The organism is Stenotrophomonas sp. AG209, assembly GCF_003550055.1.
Taxonomy (GTDB): domain Bacteria; phylum Pseudomonadota; class Gammaproteobacteria; order Xanthomonadales; family Xanthomonadaceae; genus Stenotrophomonas.
The window spans coordinates 107,498-130,655 of record NZ_QXDB01000001.1 but is presented as its reverse complement, the minus strand read 5'-3'; the positions used below and the strand labels follow the sequence as shown (position 1 = coordinate 130,655).

The 23,158-nt window shown below is 67.3% G+C and carries 17 protein-coding genes; 5 read left to right on the top strand and 12 right to left on the bottom strand.

Annotated features, from left to right (window positions below):
• Window positions 1-90: 90 nt before the first annotated feature.
• From DFO63_RS00600 to DFO63_RS00580, 5 genes are all read right to left on the bottom strand, one after another.
• Window positions 91-1,731, bottom strand: a complete 1,641-nt coding sequence (locus DFO63_RS00600; protein ID WP_119006200.1) for an acetolactate synthase large subunit — start codon at window positions 1,729-1,731, stop codon at window positions 91-93.
• Window positions 1,732-1,794: 63 nt separating this feature from the next.
• Complete coding sequence (locus tag DFO63_RS00595) at window positions 1,795-3,180, bottom strand: NAD-dependent succinate-semialdehyde dehydrogenase (protein WP_119006199.1); 1,386 nt, start codon at window positions 3,178-3,180, stop codon at window positions 1,795-1,797.
• A 652-nt stretch (window positions 3,181-3,832) separates the two neighbouring features.
• Window positions 3,833-4,615, bottom strand: a complete 783-nt coding sequence (locus DFO63_RS00590; protein WP_042358681.1) for a helix-turn-helix transcriptional regulator — start codon at window positions 4,613-4,615, stop codon at window positions 3,833-3,835.
• A 45-nt stretch (window positions 4,616-4,660) separates the two neighbouring features.
• A protein-coding gene (prfB, locus tag DFO63_RS00585) for a peptide chain release factor 2 (protein WP_014037064.1) occupies window positions 4,661-5,786 on the bottom strand; the annotation gives its coding sequence in 2 pieces (ribosomal slippage) (window positions 4,661-5,710 and window positions 5,712-5,786; 1,125 coding nt in all).
• Between the two features lie 70 nt (window positions 5,787-5,856).
• Complete coding sequence (locus DFO63_RS00580) at window positions 5,857-6,717, bottom strand: LytTR family DNA-binding domain-containing protein (RefSeq protein ID WP_119006198.1); 861 nt, start codon at window positions 6,715-6,717, stop codon at window positions 5,857-5,859.
• A 175-nt stretch (window positions 6,718-6,892) separates the two neighbouring features.
• On the opposite strand from DFO63_RS00580, the gene DFO63_RS00575 reads away from it, so the two are divergent.
• Entirely contained in the window at window positions 6,893-8,092 is a 1,200-nt protein-coding gene (locus tag DFO63_RS00575) for an acyltransferase family protein (RefSeq protein ID WP_119006197.1), read from the top strand.
• A 102-nt stretch (window positions 8,093-8,194) separates the two neighbouring features.
• Here DFO63_RS00575 and DFO63_RS00570 read toward each other — a convergent pair whose 3' ends face one another.
• Window positions 8,195-11,107 (bottom strand): VIT domain-containing protein, encoded by a 2,913-nt coding sequence (locus tag DFO63_RS00570; protein WP_119006196.1) that lies wholly within the window; start codon window positions 11,105-11,107, stop codon window positions 8,195-8,197.
• Window positions 11,108-11,237: 130 nt separating this feature from the next.
• On the opposite strand from DFO63_RS00570, the gene DFO63_RS00565 reads away from it, so the two are divergent.
• Window positions 11,238-12,287, top strand: a complete 1,050-nt coding sequence (locus DFO63_RS00565; RefSeq protein ID WP_101765385.1) for a DUF1176 domain-containing protein — start codon at window positions 11,238-11,240, stop codon at window positions 12,285-12,287.
• An 82-nt stretch (window positions 12,288-12,369) separates the two neighbouring features.
• Here the strand turns inward: DFO63_RS00565 and recJ are convergent, their stop codons facing one another.
• The 6 genes from recJ to dapB all read right to left on the bottom strand — a co-directional run bounded on the left by recJ (window position 12,370) and on the right by dapB (window position 21,256).
• Window positions 12,370-14,127: a single-stranded-DNA-specific exonuclease RecJ gene (gene recJ, locus DFO63_RS00560; RefSeq protein ID WP_049443481.1), complete on the bottom strand. Its 1,758-nt coding sequence runs from the start codon at window positions 14,125-14,127 to the stop codon at window positions 12,370-12,372.
• Window positions 14,128-14,287: 160 nt separating this feature from the next.
• Complete coding sequence (locus tag DFO63_RS00555; RefSeq protein ID WP_014037058.1) at window positions 14,288-15,205, bottom strand: 2,3-bisphosphoglycerate-independent phosphoglycerate mutase; 918 nt, start codon at window positions 15,203-15,205, stop codon at window positions 14,288-14,290.
• 4 nt (window positions 15,206-15,209) lie between these two features.
• Window positions 15,210-15,674 carry a transcription elongation factor GreA gene (gene greA / locus DFO63_RS00550; RefSeq protein ID WP_026347191.1) on the bottom strand — a complete coding sequence of 155 codons (465 nt, stop codon included), beginning with the start codon at window positions 15,672-15,674 and terminating at the stop codon, window positions 15,210-15,212.
• Between the two features lie 8 nt (window positions 15,675-15,682).
• Window positions 15,683-18,925 (bottom strand): carbamoyl-phosphate synthase large subunit, encoded by a 3,243-nt coding sequence (gene carB / locus DFO63_RS00545; protein WP_049444856.1) that lies wholly within the window; start codon window positions 18,923-18,925, stop codon window positions 15,683-15,685.
• Window positions 18,926-19,073: 148 nt separating this feature from the next.
• Entirely contained in the window at window positions 19,074-20,201 is a 1,128-nt protein-coding gene (gene carA / locus DFO63_RS00540) for a glutamine-hydrolyzing carbamoyl-phosphate synthase small subunit (protein WP_042358678.1), read from the bottom strand.
• A gap of 335 nt (window positions 20,202-20,536) precedes the next feature.
• Entirely contained in the window at window positions 20,537-21,256 is a 720-nt protein-coding gene (gene dapB, locus DFO63_RS00535; protein WP_119006195.1) for a 4-hydroxy-tetrahydrodipicolinate reductase, read from the bottom strand.
• A 72-nt stretch (window positions 21,257-21,328) separates the two neighbouring features.
• Between dapB and DFO63_RS00530 the strand changes: the two genes are divergently transcribed.
• Genes DFO63_RS00530 through DFO63_RS00520 form a run of 3 tightly spaced genes read left to right on the top strand, consistent with a single transcriptional unit; the run spans window position 21,329 to window position 23,145 of the window.
• Window positions 21,329-22,108 carry a 3-oxoacyl-ACP reductase gene (locus tag DFO63_RS00530; RefSeq protein ID WP_014037054.1) on the top strand — a complete coding sequence of 260 codons (780 nt, stop codon included), beginning with the start codon at window positions 21,329-21,331 and terminating at the stop codon, window positions 22,106-22,108.
• A gap of 4 nt (window positions 22,109-22,112) precedes the next feature.
• Window positions 22,113-22,508 carry a MerR family transcriptional regulator gene (locus tag DFO63_RS00525; RefSeq protein ID WP_119006194.1) on the top strand — a complete coding sequence of 132 codons (396 nt, stop codon included), beginning with the start codon at window positions 22,113-22,115 and terminating at the stop codon, window positions 22,506-22,508.
• 55 nt (window positions 22,509-22,563) lie between these two features.
• Window positions 22,564-23,145 (top strand): NAD(P)H-dependent oxidoreductase, encoded by a 582-nt coding sequence (locus DFO63_RS00520; RefSeq protein ID WP_049444870.1) that lies wholly within the window; start codon window positions 22,564-22,566, stop codon window positions 23,143-23,145.
• The last annotated feature ends 13 nt before the right edge of the window (window positions 23,146-23,158 follow it).

Below are 23,158 nucleotides of genomic sequence, written 5' to 3'. Positions count from 1 at the left end.
GCCGCCCGGTAGCCGCCAACCCTGGTTGGCGCTCTGCGTGTCGACCAAGGTCGACACCTACCGGGCGGATCGGCCGGCCCTGCTCCGGCCTTACCTGTTTCCTGGGAACGCCTGGCGCAACTCGTCCACCAGCACCCGCTGGTTCTCCGAGTAGTCGATCGGCACCGACACCAGATGCACCCCGCCCTCGTTGAAGGCCGCTTCCAGGGTCGGGATGAACTGCTCGATGGCCGTCACCTCGTGGCCCTTGCAGCCATAGGCCTCGGCATACTTCACGAAATCGGGGTTGCTGAAGGTCATGCCGTAGTCGGTGAATCCATCCACCGCCTGCTTCCAGCGGATCATGCCGTAGGCACCGTCGTTGAGGATCAGCACCACCAGGTTCAGGCCCAGCCGGCGCGCCGTCTCCAGCTCCTGGCTGTTCATCATGAAACCGCCGTCGCCACACACCGCAAGCACCCGCCGCTGCGGATACAGGATCGAGGCCATGATCGCCGACGGCAGCCCCGCGCCCATCGTCGCCAGCGCATTGTCCAGCAGCAGCGTATTGGCCACCTGGGTGCGGTAGTTGCGCGCGAACCAGATCTTGTACATGCCGTTGTCCAGCGCCACGATGCCATCCGGCGGCATCACCTGGCGCACGTCGTGCACCAGCCGCTGCGGGGTGAAGCCGGCCTCCTCGGCACGATCGGCCAGATGCTCCAGGATGGTCGGGCGCAGCGGCAGCAGCGCATCGGCGTTCGGCACCGCACCCTCGATGCGGTCGGCCAGCTGGGTCAACGAACGGCCGATATCGCCGATCACCTCCACCTGCGGGAAGTACACCTGCTCCACCGCCGCCTGCGAGTAGCCAATGTGGATCACGGTCGGCCCACCCGGGCGCATCACGAACGGCGGCTTCTCGGTGACCTCGTGGCCGATGGTCACGATCACGTCGGCCTGGTCGATCGCCATGTGCACGTAGTCGCGCTCGGTCAGCGCCGCGGTGCCCATGTACAGGCCCGAACCGCCGGCCACCGCGCCCTTGCCCATCTGCGTGGTGAAGAACGGGATGCCGGCGCGCAGCACAAAGGCCGACAGCGCTTCGCTGGACTGCGGTCGCGACGCCGCTGAAGCGATCATCAGCAACGGCCGCTTGGCATTGCGGATGATCTCCGCCGCCCGGTCCAGCGCCTCCGGGCTGGCAATGGGACGGTCCACCGCGTGCGGCGGAATCAGCGCCACGCCCTCGACCTCATCGGCCGCGATGTCTTCGGGCAGCTCCAGCAACACCGGGCCCGGGCGCTCTTCCTGGGCGACACGGAACGCCTCGCGGACGATGGTCGGGATGGTGCGCGCCGAGACGATCTGCCGCGCCTGCTTGGTCAGCGGCTTCATCGTGCCGACGATGTCGACAATCTGGAAGCGCGCCTGCTTGCTGGCGACGATGCCCTTCTGGCCGGTGATCATGATCACCGGCCACGCACCCAGCAGCGCGTAAGCAGCGCCGGTGGTGAAGTTGAGCGCACCCGGGCCGAGCGTGGCCAGGCACACGCCGGGCTTGCCGGTCAGGCGCCCATAGGTGGCCGCCATGAACACCGCTGCCTGCTCGTGGCGGGTGATGACCAGCTCGATGCTGGAATGGCGCAGTGACTCGACCACGTCGAGGTTTTCTTCGCCGGGAATACCGAAAATGCGCTCAACGCCTTCGTTCTCAAGCGCGGCGACAAGCAGATCTGAACCCTTGGACATTGGAATGCCGTCCTTTTCGCTGGACTGATGGTGGATCGTTGCAGGAAGGATGAGAGCCGCGCGTCAACGCTTGTCGAACCATACCGTCTGCGCGTTGACGAACTCGCGGATGCCGAAGTGCGAGAGCTCGCGGCCGAAGCCGCTCTTCTTCACGCCGCCGATCGGCACGCGTGGGTCCGAGGCGGAGAAGCCGTTGACGAACACGCCGCCGGTCTGCAACCGGCGCGCCAGCTGCATGGCCCGCGCGCGGTCGCCGGTCCACAGGTTGCCGCTGAGGCCGAATTCACTCTGGTTTGCCAGCTCCACCGCATGGTCGGCGTCGCGGGCCCGGCTGATCGAGGCCACCGGCCCGAAGGTCTCGGTATCGAAGGCCTGCATGCCCGGCTCCACGCCGGCCAGCACGGTGGGCGCATAGAACGCGCCCGGGCGATCCAGCTGGTGGCCACCGACCAGCAGCTGCGCGCCGGCCTCCACCGAAGCGCGTACCTGCGCGTCGAGCTGTTCCAGCAGGTCCTGGCGCGCCATCGGGCCGATGCGGTTGCCCGCTTCACGACCATCGCCGATGGTCAGCGCCTGCACCTTCTGGCAGAACTGCGCCACGAAGCGGTCGTACACCGCGTCTTCAACGATGATGCGCTTGCCGGCGATGCAGACCTGCCCGGTGTTCTGGAAGCGCGAGGCCACCGCCGCATCGACGGCCGCATCGAGGTCGGCGTCGGCCAGCACGATGAACGGATCCGAGCCGCCCAGTTCCAGCACCACCTTTTTCAGCGCCTGGCCGGCCTGGGCGGCAATGCTGCGGCCGGCGGCCACGCTGCCGGTCAGGGTGACGGCGGCGATGCGGTCATCGGCGATCGCACGGCTGGTGCCCTCGCGGCTGATGTTGGCGGCGATGAAAGTGCCATCCGGCAGTCCGGCATCACGCCAGGCGGCATCAAGCAGCTGCGCGGTACCGACGATGTTCTCGGCCGGCTTCAGCAGGAAGCCGTTGCCGCCCATCAGGATCGGCACCGCCGCGCGCATCACCTGCCAGTACGGGAAATTCCACGGCATGATGCCCAGCACGACGCCGAGCGGCAGGTAGGACACGTAAGCCTTGTCATCAGGCACCTGGGTCGGTTCGTCGCGCAGGAACTGCGCGCCGTGGTCGGCGTACCAGTCGCACAGCACGGCACACTTCTCGATCTCGGCCAGCGATTCGGCCTGCACCTTGCCCATCTCGGCGGTGGCCAGCGCAGCCAGCTTGTCGCGGTCACGGCGCAGTACGCCCGCCATCGCGCGCAACACCTGCGCTCGCTGTTCGAGGCTGCTGGCGCTCCAGGCAGCGAAGCCGGCCTGGCCGCGATCGAGGATCGCATCCAGTTCGGCATCGGTGGCGAAGGGATGGCTGGCGATCTGCAGGCCGGTGGCCGGATCGCGGGAAATGGCGGTGGTGGGGGCAGCGGACATGCAGGTCTCCTGGTGTCTCGACAACGGGCGGCGGCCCGTCTCCTGCACAGGAATGTGGACCCGATGGGCGGGCACAACAAGGCGTCTGCTTATCCTGTGACCTGCACTTACCTGCCTGAATGGGTGGGTTGTCCTGGCAGGGCTGCGCCCTGCACCCGCAGAGGCTTCAAACCAAGGCAACGGCAACAGCGTGCATTCCGCGAGATGGCGGGGTGGGTCCGGTTGCGGGGGACGGCGTGACTACATCCATGTAGCCTCGGTCGCGCCATCCATGGCGCTCACGCCCCCGCAACCGGACCCACCCCGCCTTCGACGGTTTCCTGCGATCTGTCGGAAATACTCTTGGGGTCAGATCCGTTTTCCGTAGGAAAACGGATCTGACCCCGGAATTTCTTTCGATATCTGACAGATGCGTCGACCAAGGTCGACACCTACCAACAACCGCGCGAAATCTGTCTGAGGTGGGGTGGTGTGGGTTGGCAGGACCGTTGGCGCCATGGATGGCGCCATCGAGCCCCCATGGACGGGTTTACGGCGTGTCCTGCCAACCCACACCACCCCGCCATCCCTCGGATAGTCCGCTGTTGCTGTTGCTGTTGCTGTCGCTTCGGCGTCTGCAGGTGCAGGGCTGCAAGCCCTGCCGAACAACCTCCTACCTACGCGGCAGGTAGGTCACCAGTGACAGGTCGTGCCGGCTCTCCGGCACCAACGCCACGTACTGCAGGTCCAGCAACCCGCGCGTGGGATGGTTCAGCTTCTTCGCGCCTTCATCGAACCGACGCACGTCGTGCTCCGGCCACCATTGGCGGAACTCCTCGCTGTGCGCCGCGATGTCCTCGACCAGTGCCAGGAACGGGGCCTTGTCCGGCGCCTGCGCCATCGCCGCACGGAAGCCCGCCAGCAGGCCGCGGGTCATTTCTTCCCAGTTGAGGATCAGCGTGCGGTACGGCGGGTACAGGAACATCAACCGCAGCGTGTTGCGCTCATGCGGCGCCAGCTGGCTGTAGTCCACGAACAGATCGGCGATGGCCGGGTTCCAGGCCAGGATGTCGAAGCGGGTGTTGCGCACATAGGCCGGGATCGGCTGCATCGCGTCCACCAACTGGCGCAGGCCGTCGGTCACGCTCTCGTCCGGTGATTCCAGTGGCACACCATAGCCGGACAGCGCGAACGCGTAGGCGCGTTCGTCGTCGCTCATGCGCAGCACCTGCGCCAGCCGCTCCAGCACCTCGGGCGAGGCGCGCACTTCGCGGCCCTGCTCGATCCACGTGTACCAGCTGACGCTGACGCCGATCGCCAGTGCGACCTCCTCGCGCTTCAGGCCCGGGGTACGCCGGCGCCCGGCCGGGAGGCCGAGCGTGGCGGGGTCGACACGGGCGCGGCAGGCCTTGAGGAAGCCGCCGAGTTCCTTGCGTTCACTTTCGCTGCGCATCATCGCCCTCCATCACGGAGGGCGATGCTATCCGCGCAGGCGCGTCGATCAGGCATCGACGCGCTTGGAGCCCACGGCCAGGCCAGCCTTCAGGCTGGCCTCGACGAACTCGTCCAGGTCGCCGTCGAGCACCTTCTGCGTGTCCGAGCGTTCGATGCCGGTGCGCAGGTCCTTGATACGGCTCTGGTCCAGCACGTAGTTGCGGATCTGGCTGCCCCAGCCGATGTCGGACTTGGTGGCTTCCACCGCATCCTTCTCGGCGTTGCGCTTCTGGATCTCCAGCTCGTACAGCTTGGCGGCCAGCATCTTCATCGCGTTGTCGCGGTTCTGGTGCTGGCTGCGGCCGGTCTGGCAGGCCACGACGATGTTGGTCGGGATGTGGGTGATACGCACCGCCGACTCGGTCTTGTTGACGTGCTGGCCACCGGCACCGGACGAGCGGTACACGTCGGTGCGCAGGTCAGCCGGGTTGATGGTGATGTCGATGTTGTCATCGATCTCCGGCGACACGAACACCGAAGTGAAGCTGGTGTGGCGGCGGTTGTCCGAGTCGAACGGCGACTTGCGCACCAGGCGGTGCACGCCGGTCTCGGTCTTCAGCCAACCATAGGCATAGTCGCCTTCCACGCGCAGCGTGGCCGACTTGATGCCGGCGACGTCGCCACCGGACACTTCCATCAGTTCGGTCTTCCAGCCGCGCGACTCGCACCAGCGCAGGTACATGCGCAGCAGGATCTCGGCCCAGTCCTGGGCTTCGGTGCCGCCGGCACCGGCCTGGATGTCGACGAACGCGGCCGCATTGTCCATCTCGCCGGAGAACATGCGCTGGAACTCCAGCTTCTCCACGTGGGCCTGGTGCTTGTCCAGGTCGGCGACCACGGCCAGTGCGGTGTCCTCATCCTGCTCGGACTCGGCCAGCTCCAGCAGTTCGGTGGCGTCGTTCAGGCCATCGAGCACCGAGGCGATGCCGCCCACGGTCTTTTCCAGGCTGGAACGCTCGCGGCCCAGGTTCTGGGCGTACTCGGCGTTGTTCCAGACGTCGGGGCTTTCCAGCTCCCGCGTTACTTCTTCAAGACGCTCTTTCTTGGCGTCGTAGTCAAAGATACCCCCGAAGCGACAGCACGCGATCGGTCAGATCGGTGATGCGCTGGCGGACAGGATTCAGTTCGATCATGTCGGCGGTTATGCATTCAAAAGATGACTGGTAATGATACCGCAGGCCGCGGGTGCCCGGAATGAGGGCCTCACCCTGCCCCCAGCGCCTGCCGCAGCAGCGGCAGCTGGCGCCGGCTGCAGGGCACTTTGGCCCCGTCGGCCATGTGCAGCAGGGCCTCGCCACCGTCCAGCGGCTCGATCGAGCGCAGCTGGCCCCGATGGATCAGCCAGCTGCGGTGCGGGCGCAGGAACACGCCCGGGTCCAGCCGCTGCTCCAGTACCGCCATGGTGATCCGCAGCGGGTAGTCGTGGCCGCGTACCCGCAGGTTCACGTAGTTCCCCGCGGCCTGGGCGTACTCCACGTCCGCAGTGGCGACCAGGAACTCCTTGCCCAGCTTGCGCACCAGGAAGTGCTGGGGGCGCTCGACCGGTTCCACCGGCGGGCCGACGTCGGGCTCGGCCAGCAGGCTCGCTTCGCCCTGCCGGCGCCGGCCGAACCAACTGGCAAAGTGCTCCAGTGCCACGAACATCGCAAACGTGCGTACATCCTTCAGGTATTCGTACGCAAAACGCTCCAGCCAGCCTGCATCGTCCTGGTACCGATAGCCAAGCGCTCCATAGGCCAGGTGCCGCAGCAGCATCATCCCCACCACGTGCAGCAGCGACCAGCCGACGCTGGCCAGCAGATACAGCGGCAACCGCTGCTTCCAGGTATCGGCATGCAGCGGCCAGCGCTCGCAGCCCCACCACAGCAACGGCAGGGTCATCAGGACCAGGCAAAGGCTGCTGAACTCCCAGATCATCGGCTCCCACAGGCCGAGATCGGCGCCGCGGCGTCCGGCATCCATCACTTCGACCAGCGCATTGGTCACCGCTGAAGCGGACAGGATGGCCGCCCATACCAGCAGGCGGGCTGACGTGCGCCAGCGCGGTGGTCGGCCCTGGGTCATTGCTGCATCCATGTCGTTGCGGTGCTCCAGCCTGCCTCAAGGGACTGAGGGTAGCGGCTCCATTGGTCCCACCACCCCCGCCATTGGTCACTGCGCGGGTTCCGGCGGCCCCTTGGCGGTCGCTGCACGGACCGGGCGGCGTCACCTTGGCTCGACTCTCCGGCACACCATCCCCATGACCCGACGCCACGACATCGACGCCCTGCGCGTGTTCGCCTTCGCCCTGCTGATCCTCTACCACACCGCCATGGCCTATGTGGACGACTGGGGCTTCCACCTCAAGAGCGTGCACACGGCCGAATGGCTGCAATGGCCGATGGTGTTCGTCAATCGCTGGCGGATGTCACTGCTGTTCCTGATCTCGGGCATCGCCATCGCACTGATGCGACCCGAAGGCAGGTTGCTGCGCTTCGCCGGCCTGCGCACCTGGAAGCTGCTGTTGCCCCTGCTGTTCGGCATGTTCGTGATCGTACCGATCCAGCCGTACTGCGAAGGCGTGGCCAACGGCCATGTAGCGCCGGGCTTCGGCCACTTCCTGCTGCGCTACTGGCAGGTGCGGCCCTGGCCGGAAGGCAGCTTCGCGGGCTGGCAGTACGGCATCACCTGGAACCACCTGTGGTACCTGGCCTATCTGTGGAACTACACCCTGGCGCTGGCCCTGCTGATGCCATTGCTGGGAACCACAGGGGTGCGCAGCGCGATGGCACGCGTTGCAGCCTCGCCCACGCTGCTGATCGGCATTCCGTTCGCCCTGCTGCTGGCCTGGGTGGTCTGGCTGGAGCCGATCTATCCGTCCACCAATGCCCTGCTCGGCGACTGGTACCAGCACGCGAAGTACGCCACGGTATTCCTGGCCGGCTACCTGCTGGGTCGCGAGCCACTGTTCCGGGAACGGGTGGTGGCCCTGCGCCGCACCACGCTGTGGTTGGCGCTGGCTGCGGTCGGCTGGTACCTGGGCCTGCGCATCCTTGGCCAGGTGCTGGCGGCCGATTCCCCCCTGCGGCAATGGCCCGAACCGTTCTGGGACCTGCAGGTCCGGACCAGCCAGTCGCTGTACGTATGGACCGCGCTGCTGGCCATCCTGGGCTGGGGAAAGGTCTTCCTTGATCGCCCGTTCCGCTGGCTGCCGTACTGCACCGAGGCCATCTATCCGTGGTACATGCTGCACCAGAGCCTGATCATCGCCCTGCTGTTCTGGCTCAAGCCACTGCAGCTGGGCCCGTGGATGGAACCAGCCCTGCTGCTGGCCGGTACCGTCGGTGGCTGCCTGCTGATCCACGAGCTGCTGATCCGACGCTCGCGCTGGCTGCGGCCTCTGTTCGGCCTGCGTGCCGATCCACCAGCGTCGACGATCGCACGCGCCGTGTCCTTATAGCGCCGAGCCGATGCTCGACTACCTCTGCCATGAGCCGAGCATGGGCTCGGCTCCACCTCGAGGCAGTCGAGCAAGCTCGACGCTACATAAGCCCGGGATCGGTCATTTCACCTCGAACTCGCCCACCAGCACGGTCTCGGCACGGTCCTTCAACCGCATCGTTACCATCTGGTCCTTCTGCTTCGGCGTGCCCCAGTGCGTGGTCAGGCGCAGCATCAGGGTCGTCGCACCGGTCACCAGCTGCTGGCGGCTGCCGAAATAGTTCGCCTCGACCTTGTACTTGCCCGGCTTGGCGTTACGCAGCGAGAACTGCTCGGGACCATAGCCGCCGGTAAAGTCCTGCGACATCCGCCCGCCCTGGTAGGTCTGGCGGTTGCCGTAGTACGCGCGCTCGCCATTCGGGTCGGTCACCCACAGGTCCATGTCGCTGTTGTCGGCGTCCCACGACAGCACCACGCGCAGGTCCAGCGGCATCGCCTGCAGCAGTCGCGGGTCGATGCCGCGGGTGTCCAGGCGCGGCGTACTGCGCGCCACCAGGTTGGTCAGCTCATCCAATGCGATCAGGGCGATGCCATCGAAACGACTGTCCCACGGCCGCACCACCACCTGGTACAGCGGCGCCAGTGCCTGCTGCGGCTTGCCCGCTGCTGCCAGTGCCAGGCCCAGGTCGCGGAAGCTCTGCGGCTCTTCCTGGCCCATCGCCAGAACCTGCTCGAACACCGGCACCGCCAGTGCCGGTGCATCGGCCTGCATCAGCCGGTAGCCGAGCACGCGCAGCAGGTGGCGGTTGTCCAAGTCCATCTCGGCAAGGTTCGACAGCACGCGCAGTGCCAGTTCGCGCTGGCCCTGCTCCAGCAGCAGGTCGGCCACGTCAAGGAAGAACGCGCTGCTGTCGGCGTGGGCATCGCGCTCGGCCAGATAGCGGTCATAGAGCTGCGACGGCGGACCCTGGCGCAGGCGACGGGCGATGGCCGAGTCCGGCTGCCAGGCCGCCAGCCGGATGCCGAGCTGGCCGTCGTTGGCGGCAGCAGATGCGTCGGCGAACCCACCGGTGACCGCGATCGCATCCAGCGTCTTGTTCGATGCAGGTGCTGAGCGGCGCGCGCGTGCGCTGCTGGCGTCCATGCGCTGCTCGGCAGCCGCTGCCATCGGTGAAGGCGCAGCCGGCGGGGCAGGCGCAGGGGCTGCCAGCATCGCCACGGGTGCGGATTCGGCTGCGTAGCCTGCGGATGCAACTTCCAGCGCCATTTCCTTGGCGTGCGGCGGCGCGCCCTTCGGCCAGCTGCGGTTCCACCACTGCTGGCGCTCCTTCCAGCGAGCAGCCACTTCATCCAGGCGCTGGCGATCGGCCGCGGCGCGATCACTCAGCTGCAGCGCGAAGCGCGCATCGTACTCCGCGCGCAGTTTTCCGGACGGACGGATCGCATAGCGCAGGTAGTCCTCCAGCGTCTCCAGCACGATCAGGGAGGTATCCGGCCCGACCAGGCCGAACTGCTGCGACAGCCGCTGCATGGCTTCGCGGTTGCCTCGACGGTCGGCGCCGAGTTGCTGCAGACGGGCCTGCGCCCACAAGCCGGCCACCAGTTCACCGTCGTCACTCTTCTGTATTGCCGGCAGCGCCTGCCATTCACCGCCGCCCACGCGCACCCGCATCGGCACGCCGTCGGCCGCCAGTCGTGCATGCAGCCACAACCAGCCCTGGGCTTCACTGCGACGATCGATCACCACGTCCTGTACGCCACGGCCCGCATCGACCTGCACGTCCAAGGGCGACGACAGTAGTTCGCGAGCGGCCGCATCAACATCATTACCCAGCGCGACGAAGCGTCCGCCATGCGCTTCGCTCCAGCCACGCAGTCGCGTGCTGTCAGTACGGGCGCCGGCGCTGCTGATCGCGAACAGGCGTTGATCCGGCGCGAGTGCTGGCAGTGCTTCCGGCCCATAGGTCAGCAGACCATCGCTGAGCAGCAGGTACTCCTTCACACTCGGCTGCGGCTGCCACTGCGCCAGCGCGCTGGCACCGTCCGGGCGCACGGCCTGCAGCGCAGCACGCAGCTCGTTCCAGTTGCCGGCGCGGACGCGGAAGCGCCGCACCGGTTCGGCGCGGTCGCGCAGCACGGTCAATGCCACCGTGCCGTCACCCATCGCGGCGAAGTAGCGATCCAGCAGCGCGAACTCACGCGTGCGATTGCGCTGCCCCGCCGAACCGGAACCATCCCACAGCAGGCCGATCTCGCTGGGCAGCGTGCGGGGCGTGCTGTTGGCCGCCACCGGCAGCTGCGCCAGCAGGTAGTGCCCATCCTGCCAGAGCGCCACCTGGACCTGCGCCTGACGTGCTGCGGGCAGGCGCCACTGCAGCTGCGTCGGCAGCTGCGCGCCCTTGCCCTGCCAGTGCAGCTGGCCCGCAGTGATGCGGAACGGCGCCATGCCCGCGGTGGACGCGCCCGGTGCCTGCAGCTGCAATTCAACCGAAGCCGCACCGGCGGCAAACTGCAACGGCAATGTCCATTGCCAGCCTTGTCCGGCGAAGGCCAACGGCTCACGAATCACCAGCTGCACGCGGCGGCTGCCACCGGCCGGCAGCGGATAGATGCGCAGGCGGAACTGGTTGCCGGCAGTCTGTTCCAGCAGGCCCGGGTCTACGCCACGCCGGGCGATCTCTTCGAACACCTGGCGGCCACGGTCCTTGGGCACCGGCACGGCGTCGCGCAGTTCACCGTTGATGTCCAGCGCGAAGCCCGTGATCTGCTGGCCATCGGCCAGCGGGAACTGCAGCTCGCCCTCCAGTACGCGCCGGTTCGGGTTGTGGAATTCCAGGGTGATCCGGGTCTGGGCGACGCCGGCCTGGACCTCGCCTTCGATGCGCGCACGCTGGAGCTGCACAGGCTGTTCGGCGGCGGGCGCAATCAAAAGCGGTGTGGCGGCTTGCGGCCGGGCAATGCGTGGCGACTGGGCGCCGGCGGGCCAGATTGCGAGGGCAAGCATCAACACGCTGCAGCAACGGGCGAAGACCATGACAGGGCTCCAGTGGGATCGTGGACCTTTGAACGCGCGAACAGCCGGAACGGGGTTGAACGCCGTGCAGCTTTTCATCGCCCCCACCAGCAGGCACCATGCCCCACTTTCCCCACGTGCAAGGATGCCGATGCGATCCCTCCTCCCCGCCGCCCTGCTGGCCCTGGCCTGCCCATTGAGCGCCAGTGCCGCTGCCCCGGCCAAGAGCCTGTATTTCCAGCACCACGACTGGATCGTGGCCTGCGACAACACCCTGACCTGCCGCGCCGCTGGCTATGCCACCGACGATGACAGCACCCTGAGTGTGCTGCTCACCCGCAAGGGCGGCCCGGGCCAGGCCATCCAGGGCCGCCTGTCGCTGCAGCCGGAAGAAGGCCAGCCCCAGCCCAAGGGCGCACTGCATCTGCGCATCCAGCAGCAGGATCTCGGCGTTCTGGCACCTGCAAAGGGCGAAGGCACGCACAGCCTGAATGCCTCGCAGGCCAGCGCACTGCTGTCCGCGCTGGTGCGCGACGGTGGAGTCAGCGTGACTGATGGCGCCGGCCATCGCTGGCCGTTGTCAGACAAGGGGGCGGCAGCGGTGCTGCTGAAGATCGATGAGTATCAGGGTCGCCTCGGCACACCCGGCGCCGTGATGCGCAAGGGCAGCAGCCCTGAATCCAGCGTCCCCGCCGCCCTGCCGGTGCCGGTGGTGCGCAAGGCCGCCACCGTTGACTCGACCCCGGATGATCCGGCGTTTGCGAAACTGGCCGCCTCACCCGCCCTGCGCACGGCCCTGCGTGCCACGCTGGAGGGCGACAGCTGCGAAGGCCTTCAGGAAGCCGATGCCGATACTCCGCTGAGCAACTCGCCGCTGGAGGTCCGCCGCCTGGACGCACAGCACGTGCTGGTCAACGTGCCCTGCTGGCGAGCGGCCTATAACAGCGGCGATGGCTACTGGGTGACCCGCCCACAGCCGCCGTTCCAGGCAAAGTGGGTGACCAGCGATGCCATCGACTACGACGATGGCCAGATCATTGCCGCGCAGAAGGGCCGCGGCCTGGGTGACTGCATCTCGCAGAACACCTGGACCTGGAATGGCACCGCCTTCATCGCCACCTCGGAAGTGGCAGCGGGCCTGTGCCGGGGTGTGCCCGGCGGCACCTGGGAGCTGCCGACACTGGTAACCGAAATCCGCTGACTTCCCGGAAAAGGGGACGGAGGGGATTAAGTCGCTTGTGCCTTGTTTGCCACTTGCGACTTAATCCCCTCCGTCCCCTTTTTCATGCGGGGAGGCTGTGCTCCACGATCAACTGGATGGCGCTGCCGCCGCGATAGTCATCGCAGGCCAGCCGGTAGGCGAGATGCACACGGCGGCCCGGCGCGTTGCCGTGCCAGCCACCGAAGTGGATCGCGTTGATCGTGCCGGGTACGCCGGGCAGGCGCAGCTCCAGCTTCAAGTGGCGCTCCTTCAACACGCGCCAGTTGGCCACTTCGAAGTGGCCATCGAACAGCGGTTCGGGGAAGCCCTGGCCCCACGGTCCAGCCAGGCGCAACGCATCGGCGTGGCGATGATCCAGCTCGTCTGCGGCCAGTTCGCCGTCGCTGAGAACCTGCTGCTGCAATGCTGCGGGGTCGAGCATTTCCAGCACGACAGCCACGAAGGCCGCCTTGAAATCATCAACGTGGTCAAGCCGCAGGCTGAGGCCGGCCGCCATGGCGTGGCCACCGAAGCGTTCGATCAGCCCCGGATGCCGCGCATCGACCAGTGCCAGTGCGTCACGGATGTGCAGGCCGGGAATCGAACGCGCCGAGCCGCGCAGGGTGTCGGCACCCGGTTCAGCCGGGGCGAAGGCAATCACCGGGCGATGCAGGCGATCCTTCATCTTCGACGCGACCAGGCCGACCACGCCCGGATGCCAATCGGCATCGAACAGGCAGGCCGCCACCGGGCGCTGGCCGGCCATGTCCAGCACTACGCGGGTCAACGCCTGCTCGGCGTCATCGGTCATCGATTGCTGCACCGCGCGCCGTTCCGAATTGATCTGCTCCAGCGTCTGCGCGATCTCGCGCGCCTGGCGCGGGTCTTCGGTCAGCAGCAGCGCGATGCCCAACGCCATGTCCTCCAGCCGGCCCGCCGCGTTCAGGCGCGGGCCGAGTGCGAAGCCGATGTCGGTGGCGGTCAGGCGCGCGGCATCACGGCCACTGGCTTCGATCAGCGCACGCAGGCCGACACAACCCTGCCCTGCGCGCAGACGGCGCAGGCCTGCGCTGACCAGCGCACGGTTGTTCGGGTCCAGCGCTACCAGGTCGGCAACGGTACCGACCGCCACCAGGTCCAGCAGCGTGGTCAGGTCCGGCCCCTTGCCATCGGCAAAAACGCCGGCCTCGCGCATCTGACGGCGCAGCGCCATCAGCACGTAGAAGATCACGCCGACACCGGCCAGCGACTTGCTGGGGAAGGCGTCGCCGTCCAGATTCGGATCAACGATCACGTCGGCCGGCGGCAACTGCGGGCCCGGCAGATGGTGGTCGGTGACCAGCACCTGCCAGCCACGCGCCTTGGCCGCGCTCACACCCGCGTGGCAGGCAATGCCGTGATCGACAGTAACCAGCAGGTCCGGTTTCAGCTCGGCCAGTTCCTCCACCAGTGAAGGTGACAGGCCATAGCCGTGCACCATGCGGTTCGGCACCGCGTGGAAGACGTGCTGCGCGCCGAGCATGCGCAGGCCTCGCACACCGACCGCACAGGCGGTAGCACCATCGCAGTCGAAATCGCCGACCACCAGGATGCGCTTATCGTTGGCGACGGCCTCGACCAGCAGTCCCACCGCATCGTCGATTCCGGTCAGCAGCTCGGGCGCATGCAGATTGCCCAGCTTCGGCTGCGCCAGTTCCGGTGTACCTGCGCCACGACTGGCGTAAAGCCGCGCCAGCAGCGGCAGCGTGCCCTCTGGCCAGCTGCCGGGCACGACCGCATCGCGGCGGCGGATCATCGGCGTATCAGAGGTGGGCTGCACGGCATCGGCGGCAAGGGACATCGGCATCGCCGGTTACGAAAGACAGAGGGATGATACCGCGCGTGGGAGAGGCTGGCGGGATTGCGCCCGGCAGCGGCGGTAGTGCCGGCCGCTGGCCGGCAACCCCGGCAAACATCTGGGGTCAGAGCCGTTTTCCGATGGAAAACGGATCCGACCCCGATCAATCGTGAAGCTGGCGCGGCTTCTTCCAGAACTGCCAGCGCTGGCCACGGTCCAGCTGGAACTGCAAGCCGTCCTCGAAATCCAGCACCAGCCGCTGCAGCTCGCCACGCTTCAACGCGGCCAGCAGCGGGCGGATCGCATCATTGCCGAGCTGCTGCAAAGAGCGCAGCTGGCGCAGGTCGACCAGTGCATCCACCGCCTGCTCACCATCCACGGCCACTCCGGCAGCCAGGGCCAGGCCCTGCAGCAGCGCATCGCGGCTGCGCACCTGTGCGTGCGGCGTACTGACCGACACCGGCATCACGCCGCCGCCCCAGAACCACAGCGAATTGATCGGCTGTTGTCCCTGCGCGGCGCGCTGCTGGTTCCAGGAATGGTTGTGCAGCAGCACCTGCGCCTCGGTCATCAGCGCCCGCCAGCGGCGGCCGCCCTCGCCTTCCGGCAGGTGCGAGAACAGGTCATCGCCCAGCACCTCGTCCGGACTGTCGAAATCCGGCAGGGCCAGGTCGATCGGAAGCCGCAGGTACCAGCGCGAAGGGTCCGGTGCGTCGAGCACGAACCCGGCATCGGCGAACAACGGCTGCAGCACCGGCAGCAGGGCCAGGCAGTCGGCCAGCGTCGGCCGCAGCGTTTCGCCGTAGGCCATCATCCGCGCGCCGTGCATGTCCGGCACCATGCAGGCCGGATCGGCACGCAGCCAACTGGCGCCCGCCGCATCGCCGACGTCGCGCTGGCGGGTCAACGCGGCCACCGGCCAGTGCGGCGCGGCGACCGTGAAATGGCGCGTCAGCTGCGCGCGTTCGCCCGGCGCGACCTGCACCGTCGTGGCGCGGCCGAGCGCACGCGCCACATCGTCCGGCAGCGCAGCCGCGGCAAAGCGGCTGCGCGCCGGCAACAGCAGGGTCGCCGTTGCCACTGGGTCAGTCCACGTAGCTGACGCTGACGATCTCGTACTCGCGCTGGCCGGCCGGGGCGTCGATCACGATCGAATCGCCTTCCAGCTTGCCGATCATCGCGCGTGCCACCGGCGAGGAAATCGCGATCAGGCCCAGCTTGATGTCCGCTTCCAGGTCACCGACGATCTGGTACTTCTTCTCTTCGTCGGTTTCCACGTCGGCCAGGGTCACGCTGGCACCGAACACCACCTTGGAGCCGGCGTTGAGCTTGCTCACGTCGATGATCTCGGCGTGCGACAGCTCGCCTTCCAGCTGCTTGATGCGGCCTTCGATGAAGCCCTGTTCCTCGCGCGCGGCGTGGTACTCGGCGTTCTCCTTCAGGTCGCCATGCTCACGCGCTTCGGCGATGGCGGCGATCACCTTCGGGCGCTTGACCGACTTCAGGTGATCCAGTTCGTCGCGCAGCTTCTGCGCGCCCTTCATCGTGATGGGGGCTCTCATGCATTCAACTCCTTGTGCAGCTCCTGCAGCGACCAGACGGGGCCGGTGCCACGGAATTCCAGTGAATCCACCAGCGCCTTGGCGCCGGCAATGGTGGTCGAGTAGGTGACGCGATGCTGCAGCGCCTCGCGACGGATCGAGAACGAGTCGTTGATCGCCGAACGACCTTCAGTCGTGTTGACGATGTAGACGATCTCACCGTTCTTGATCGAGTCGACGATGTGCGGACGGCCCTCGACCACCTTGTTGATGATCTCGCAGTCCATGCCGTGCTGCTGCAGCCATGCGGCGGTGCCACGGGTGGCGACCAGGCTGTAGCCACGCGCCAGCAGCGCCTTGGCCACCGGCAGCACGCGCTTCTTGTCCGGATCGCGGACCGAGACGAAGGCCTTGCCGACCGGCGGCGCCTTGATGCCACCGGCTTCCTGCGCACGCGCGAAGGCGGCGTTGAAAGTGCGACCGACGCCCATCACCTCACCGGTGGAGCGCATCTCCGGCCCGAGGATCGGGTCGACGCCCTGGAACTTGGCGAACGGGAAGATCGCTTCCTTCACCGAGTAGTAGTCCGGCACGATTTCCTTGGTCGCGCCCTGCTCGGCCAGCGTCTTGCCGGCCATGCAGCGGGCGGCGATCTTGGCCAGCGGCATGCCGGTGGCCTTGGACACGAACGGCACGGTGCGCGAGGCACGCGGGTTCACTTCCAGCAGGTAGATGGTGTCGGCACCTTCATCGCTGGTCTGGATCGCGAACTGGGTGTTCATCAGGCCGACCACGTTCAGGGCCTTGGCCAGTTCCACCACCTGGCGGCGCAGCTCGGCCTGGGTTTCAGCCGACAGCGAGTACGGCGGCAGCGAGCACGAGGAATCGCCCGAGTGCACGCCGGCTTCTTCGATGTGCTCCATCACGCCGCCGATCAGGACGTTGCCCTGCGCATCGGCAATGATGTCGACGTCGCACTCGACGGCGTTGTCGAGGAAGCGGTCCAGCAGCACCGGCGAATCGTTGGACACCTTCACCGCGTCGCGCACGTAGCGGGCCAGGTCGGCTTCGCCGTAGACGATCTCCATCGCACGGCCGCCCAGCACGTAGCTCGGGCGCACCACCAGCGGGTAGCCGATCTCGCGGGCCAGCAGCAGGGCTTCCTGGTCGTTGCGGGCGATGCGGTTCGGCGGCTGCTTCAGGCCCAGCTTGTCGACCAGCTGCTGGAAGCGCTCGCGGTCTTCGGCCAGGTCGATCGAGTCCGGGCTGGTGCCGATCACCGGCACGCCGTTGGCTTCCAGCGCGCGCGCCAGCTTCAGCGGGGTCTGCCCGCCGTACTGCACGATCACGCCCTTCGGCTGTTCCAGTTCGACGATTTCCAGCACGTCTTCCAGGGTCAGCGGTTCGAAGTACAGGCGGTCGGAGGTGTCGTAGTCGGTCGACACGGTTTCCGGGTTGCAGTTGACCATGATGGTTTCATAGCCATCCTCGCGCAGCGCCAGTGCCGCGTGCACGCAGCAATAGTCGAACTCGATGCCCTGGCCGATGCGGTTCGGGCCACCGCCCAGGATCATGATCTTGTCGCGGTTGCTCGGCGCAGCCTCGCACTCGTCCTCGTAGGTCGAGTACAGGTAGGCGGTACCGGTGGAGAATTCACCGGCACAGGAGTCCACGCGCTTGTAGACCGGGCGCACCTTGTGCGCACGACGCAGCGCGCGGATGGCGGCTTCGTTGGTTCCGGTCAGCTGCGCCAGGCGCGCGTCGGAGAAGCCAGCGCGCTTCAGCTTGCGCAGGCGTGCGGCGTCCAGCGCGTCGATGCCACCGGCGGCGACGTCAGCTTCCGCAGCGATGATTTCCTCGATCTGGTCCAGGAACCAGTGATCGATGAACGACAGCGCGTAGATCTCTTCCACGCTCATGCCGGCGCGGAACGCATCGGCGACGAAGAACAGGCGCTCCGGGCCCGGCGCCTTCAGCTCGCGACGCAGGGTCTGCAGGTCTTCCTCGTTGCTCAGGTCCAGGCCGGTCGGGTCGAAGCCGACCTTGCCGGTTTCCAGGCCACGCAGCGCCTTCTGCACCGACTCCTGGAAGGTACGGCCCATTGCCATCACCTCGCCCACCGACTTCATCTGGGTGGTCAGGCGCGCATCGGCGGCCGGGAACTTCTCGAAGGCGAAGCGCGGGATCTTGGTGACGACGTAGTCGATCGACGGCTCGAACGAGGCCGGGGTCAGGCCACCGGTGATTTCGTTCTTCAGTTCGTCCAGGGTGTAACCCACGGCCAGCTTGGCGGCGACCTTGGCAATCGGGAAGCCGGTGGCCTTGGAGGCCAGCGCCGAGGAACGCGACACGCGCGGGTTCATCTCGATGACGACCACGCGGCCGGTCTTCGGGTTGATGCCGAACTGCACGTTCGAGCCACCGGTATCGACGCCGATCTTGCGCAGCACGGCGATGGAGGCGTCGCGCAGGCGCTGGTATTCCTTGTCGGTCAGGGTCTGCGCCGGCGCCACGGTGATCGAGTCACCGGTGTGCACGCCCATCGGGTCCAGGTTTTCGATCGAGCAGACGATGATGCAGTTGTCCGCGGTATCGCGGACCACTTCCATCTCGAACTCCTTCCAGCCCAGCACCGACTCTTCCACCAGCACTTCGGTGGTCGGCGACAGTTCCAGGCCGCGGCTGACGATCTCGACCAGCTCTTCGCGGTTGTAGGCGATGCCACCACCGCTGCCGCCCAGGGTGAAGCTGGGGCGGATGATGGTCGGGTAGCCGACGCGGGTCTGGATTTCCAGCGCTTCGTCCAGCGTGTGGGCGACGGCGGCGGTCGGGCATTCCAGGCCGATCTCACCCATGGCGACGCGGAACAGCTCGCGGTCTTCGGCCATGCGGATCGCTTCGCGCTTGGCGCCGATCAGTTCGACGTTGTACTTCTCCAGCACGCCGTGGTCGGCCAGGTCCAGCGCGCAGTTCAGCGCGGTCTGGCCACCCATGGTCGGCAGCAGCGCATCGGGCTTCTCCTTGGCGATGATCTTCTCGACCGTCTGCCAGTTGATCGGCTCGATGTAGACGGCGTCGGCCATCTCCGGGTCGGTCATGATCGTGGCCGGGTTGCTGTTGACCAGCACCACGCGGTAACCCTCGTCACGCAGGGCCTTGCAGGCCTGGGCGCCGGAGTAGTCGAACTCGCAGGCCTGGCCGATGACGATCGGGCCAGCACCGATGATGAGGATGGTCTTGAGGTCAGTGCGCTTGGGCATTTTCTTCTCTAAGTCAGTACAGCGTGACAAGGGGGGTGATCGCACGCTGTCGATCAGGAATCTTGATCCGCAGCGCCGCGCCAGCGGCAGCAGCGATGCGGGGTTTACGGTCCATCGCGACGCCACCGGCGGGCCGGCGGCGTACTGATCACGCCTTGGCCTGCTCCATCAGCACCACGAAGCGGTCGAACAGCGGACCGACATCGGTCGGGCCGGGCGACGCTTCCGGATGGCCCTGGAACGAGAACGCTGGCACGTCGGTGCGGGCCACGCCCTGGTTGGTGCCGTCGAACAGCGAGCGGTGGGTCACGCGCAGGGTCGCCGGCAGGGTCGCTTCATCGATCGCGAAGCCGTGGTTCTGCGAGGTGATCATCACCCGGCCGCTGTCCAGGTCCTGCACCGGGTGGTTGGCACCGTGGTGGCCGTGGCCCATCTTCATGGTCTGTGCGCCCGAGGCCAGGCCCAGCAGCTGGTGGCCCAGGCAGATGCCGAAGGTCGGGATCTTCACGTCGATGAAGGTCTTGATCGCTTCGATCGCGTAGTCGCACGGTTCCGGGTCACCCGGGCCGTTGGACAGGAACACGCCGTCCGGCTTCAGCGCCAGCACTTCGGCGGCCGGGGTCTGCGCCGGCACCACGGTCACTTCGCAGCCGCGCTCGGCCAGCATGCGCAGGATGTTGGTCTTCACGCCGAAATCGTAGGCCACGACCTTGAACTTCGCCGGCACGCTGACAAAGGCATTGGCATCCAGGTCCAGCTGGCCCTCGGTCCAGGTGTAGGTCTTCTCGGTAGTGACGACCTTGGCCAGATCCATGCCCTTCAGCCCCGGGAACTTGCGGGCGGCTTCCAGTGCCTTTTCCACGTCGATGTCACCGGCCATCAGCGCACCGTTCTGCGCGCCCTTCTCGCGCAGGATGCGGGTCAGCTTGCGGGTGTCGATGCCAGCGATGGCGACCACGCCACGCTGGATCAGCCAGTCCTGCAGCGACACCTGGCTGCGCCAGTTGCTGGGACGGCGCGGAACGTCGCGCACGATGAGGCCGGCCGACCACACCTTGGACGCTTCATTGTCCTGGTCGGTCATGCCGGTGTTACCGATATGCGGATAGGTCAGCGTGACCATCTGCCGGGCGTAGGACGGGTCGGTCAGCACTTCCTGGTAGCCGGTCATGGCGGTGTTGAACACCACCTCACCGACGGACAGGCCGGGCGCGCCTACGGATTCGCCCTCGAATACGGTGCCGTCTTCGAGGACGAGGATTGCGGCTTGGGTCACGGGAATCTCACTTTGGCTACCGAGGGGGCTGCCGAAGTCACGCCTGCGCTTCACGGAAATCCGGTTGCAAAAAAGCGCGGACGTACGGTCTGGGACCGGTCCGGCTTTCGTGATTCGGCGAGTGCGAATTGTAGCGCTGCCGGGGCGCTCGCGCCAGCGGTTATCGCGCATTGTGAACAGGCGATTGCGCATTCATTTCAATCCGGCGGCGTATGCGGGCCGGAGGCGGGGTCGGATCCTTTCCCGGATGGGAAAGGCTCTGACCCCAGGCGCCCTCGGATGGGGTCAGAGCCCTTTCCGCTGGAAAGGGATCCGACCCCAGGAATCAGCCCGCCTTACTGCAGCAGGTCCCGCACCCGATAGCTGCCCGGGGCCCGGCCCTGCAGCTGGCGGGCGGCGAACAGGGCGCCGCGGGCGAAGATGTCGCGGTTGGTGGCCCGGTGCACCAGCTCGATGCGCTCGCCCGGGCCGGTGAACTGCACCAGATGCTCGCCGACAATGTCGCCGGCACGCAGGCTGGCGTAATGCGGCTTCGCCCCGCCCCGCTGCGCGGCCGCGCCCAGGGTCAGCGCGGTGCCCGACGGCGCGTCCTTCTTCTGCGTGTGGTGCGATTCGACGATGTCACAGTCCCAGCCGGCCAGCGCCTGCGCCGCACGCTCGACCAGCTCGTCCAGCACCGCCACGCCCAGGCTGAAATTCGACGCCCAGACCAACGGGATGGACGCCGCCGCTGCCTCCAGCGCTTGCCGCTGCGTGCTGGAGATGCCGGTGGTGCCCGACACCAGGCCCGCGCCCCGTTCCACGCACAGCGCCAGCATCGGGTCGAAGCCCTCTGGCAGGCTGAAGTCGATCGCCACGTCGAACACCGGCGCACCGGGCAGCTCGCTGGCCGCGAAGAACGGCACGCCGTCGACCACGCGCTGGGCCGGCGCACGGCCGGTCACTGCAGCCACGATCTGCAGGGTATCGGGATGTTCGGCGGCCAGCCGCAGCAGGGCCTGGCCCATGCGCCCGGAGGCACCGTGAATGAGCAATCGCAGGGGAGTCTGGTTCATGCCTGCAGGCTAGCGGCAGCACGCCTGCTCCGGCAAGCGCCATCACTGCTACGCTGCATGCCCTTTCATGCAATGGATGGCAGCCCCCTCATGCAGATCAGCGAACAGCTGGTGCTGGTCACCGGTGCCGGCCGCGGCCTTGGCCAGCACATCGCCCGCGCGTTCGCGGCGCAGGGCGCGCGCGTCATCGTCAACTATCACCGCAGCGAAGGCGCCGCACGTGCGCTGGCCGCCGAGCTGGGCGGACAGGCGATCGCGCTGCCGGCCGACGTCACCGACCGCGGCCAGGTCGATGCGATGCTGCAGCAGGCGCTGGGGCACTTCGGCCAGGGCGTCACCACGGTGGTCAACAACGCACTCGCTGCGTTCTCGTTCAATGGCGATGCCCGCGACGCCGCCGCCGATATCGGCTGGCCGGCGTTCCAGGCGCAGTTCGAGGGCAGCGTGCGTGGCGCGCTGAACACCGTGCAGGCCGCCCTGCCCGGCATGCAGGCCCGTCGCTTCGGCCGGGTCATCAACATCGGCACCAACCTGTTCCAGAACCCGGTCGTGCCCTACCACGACTACACCGCCGCCAAGGCCGCGCTGCTGTCGCTGACCCGCACCCTGGCCGGCGACCTCGGCCCGCATGGCATCACCGTGAACATGCTGTCCGGTGGCCTGCTGCGCACTACCGATGCCAGCGCCGCCACGCCCGAAGCGGTGTTCGACTACATCGCCGCAAACACGCCACTGCGCAGCGTCACCACCCCGGCCGAGTTCGCCGATGCCGCGCTGTTCTTCGCCAGCCCCTGGTCACGCGCGGTGACCGGGCAGAACCTGGTGGTCGATGGCGGTCTGGTGCGGGACTGAGCCAATGCGCATTTCCGAGGTCAGCCGCCTGACCGGGGCCAGCGCCAAGGCCATCCGCCTGTACGAGGCGCGCGGACTGCTGCCACCGGTGCCACGACTGAACCGCTATCGCGACTACAGCGAACAGGATGTGGCCTGGGTGCAATTGATCCGCCAGGCGTTGGCGCTGGGCATCACCCTGGCCGCAGTATCCCGCCTGCAGGGCCGCGACGGACGGCTCGACTGGCCGGCGGTGCTGGCCTTGCTGGAACAGCAGCGCTGCCGCATTGCCAGCGAGCGGGCACGGCTGGCGCAGGTCGAGCTCCACCTGCAGCAGGTCAGCGACGAACTGCGGCAGTGGCTGCACTCCGGCAATGGTGACTGCACCCTGCAACCCAGCGGCTGCACCACTGGCGTTTGACTCTGCCCCTGGGGCATAGCCCAACCTCGCGCACATTCCATTGCCCGAGGTTGCCGTGTCCCGTTCCATCCTGATCCTGCTTGGCCATCCCGACCGCGACAGCCTGTGCGGCGCCCTCGCCCAGCGCTACGCCACGGCTGCCGAGAATGCCGGCCATCGGGTGCGCCTGATCGCATTGGGTGACCTCGAGTTCGATCCGGTGCTGCGCCATGGCTACCGCCAGATCCAGCCACTGGAAGCCGGCCTGCAGGACGCGGCGGATGCGATCGAGGCCTGCGATCATCTGGTGCTGGTCTATCCCACCTGGTGGGGTGCGATGCCGGCGCTGCTGAAGGGCTTCTTCGATCGCGTGCTGCTGCCGGGGTACGCTTTCCGCTACCGGCGCGATTCGGTGTGGTGGGACCGGTTGCTGGCTGGCCGCAGCGCGCGGGTGATCACCACGCTGGATACGCCGCCCTGGTATTACCGCTGGATCTACCGCGACCCGGGCATCACCCAGATCCGCGCCACCATCCTGGAATTCTGCGGCATCCGCCCGGTGCGGGTCAGCCGACTCGGTGCGGTACGCAGCAGCAGCCCGGCGCAGCGGGAACGATGGCTGGCGTTGGCAGCAGAGCTGGGTTCACGCGCCAGGTAGATCCACGCCATGC